Origin of the sequence: Ureibacillus aquaedulcis, from assembly GCF_030418165.1 — a bacterium.
In the GTDB taxonomy this organism is placed as follows: Bacteria; Bacillota; Bacilli; order Bacillales_A; family Planococcaceae; genus Ureibacillus; species Ureibacillus aquaedulcis.
On record NZ_JAUHTQ010000037.1, the window covers coordinates 1 to 1,277 of the forward strand.

At 36.5% G+C, this 1,277-nt stretch carries 1 protein-coding gene; it reads right to left on the reverse strand.

All coding sequences use genetic code 11. From position 1 onward, the window contains the following. Positions 1 to 38: 38 nt before the first annotated feature. Positions 39 to 1,186, reverse strand: a protein-coding gene (locus QYB95_RS19030) for an IS3 family transposase (RefSeq protein ID WP_301139946.1) whose coding sequence is annotated in 2 segments (ribosomal slippage) — positions 39 to 913 and positions 913 to 1,186 — 1,149 coding nt in all. Because the reading frame shifts where the segments join, the coding sequence is not laid out codon by codon here. Between the last annotated feature and the right edge of the window lie 91 nt (positions 1,187 to 1,277).

The window sequence follows — 1,277 nt, forward strand, 5'->3', positions numbered from 1 at the left end:
GGAACTGACCATCATTTTTGAGACAATAAGAAAACACCCTACATTGCAGCTAGTTGACGGTATTCTACCGGCGATTGGCTGTTTAGTTTCGTTTGAATACGGATATTGTTATAATAGTTAATATAGTTTTCGACGATTTGGATTACATGCGCATTTGTTGTGCGATAGATCCCGTCGAGATAGAACGTTTCAGACTTTAGCGAGGAGTGAAACGTTTCAATTGGGGAATTATCAGCGGGTGTACCTTTACGGGACATGCTCATGATAATTCCTTTTTCTTTTACTGCTTCTTGATAGGCATATGACGTATATACAGAGCCTTGATCACTATGTAGAATACATCCTTCAGGTAATTTAGGTAGTTGATTTAATGTATCTAAAACAAACGCAGTATCTTGGGTATATCCAATTGTCTGTGCTACAATCTCACCATTAAAGACATCTAGAATACTTGAAAGATACATCATTGATTGTCCAAAAGGCAAATAAGTAATATCTGTTACTAGCTTTTCGAATGGTGCTTCTGCAGTAAAGTCACGATTTAATATGTTTGGTGTGATATAAGCTGGTTGTCCAGTACGTTTACGTTTTTTCTCTTTTACTCGACACTGCCAACCATGTTTTTGCATTACTTTTTGCACTGTATTTTTACTAATGGCTTCTCCATAAATACTCATAATTTTACGATATCCATATCGGAATCTATGAAGTTTACAAAGTTCTCCTATTTTCTTATCTCGTACCTCTTTATCGGTTTCAACGTTATTATTCTTTTTCCATCGATAATAAGATGACCTACCAACCCCCAAGTGATCACAGATTTCGCCGATTGTCATCATTCCCTTCAGTTCGTCTACTAATTGTACAACTACTTTTGGCACCACTTCCTTTCCAACTCTGCGTACTTTTTTAAAACTTCAATTTGTTGCTTTAAATAACGATTCTCTGCCTTTAACTGGGCAGTTTCATTTTCATATTCGGGTCCTTTACCGAAGGTATATTGCTTTCCAACCGGCTGTTCAAGACGATGATGTTCCTCATTTCGATACCACTTCATCCACGTTTGCAGTTGTGTACGATTCCGAATATTCAATTCTTCTAATACTTGATTAACAGGTACTCCTGCCAGTCTCATTTCAATTGCTTTCATTTTAATCTCTACTGGATAACTAACTCTTGTTCCCATAGAAAAACACCTCCACGTTGTATTTAAGGGTTAAATACCCATATTTCAACGTAAGGTGTTTTTATTTGTCTCATTTTATTAGGTCAGTGCA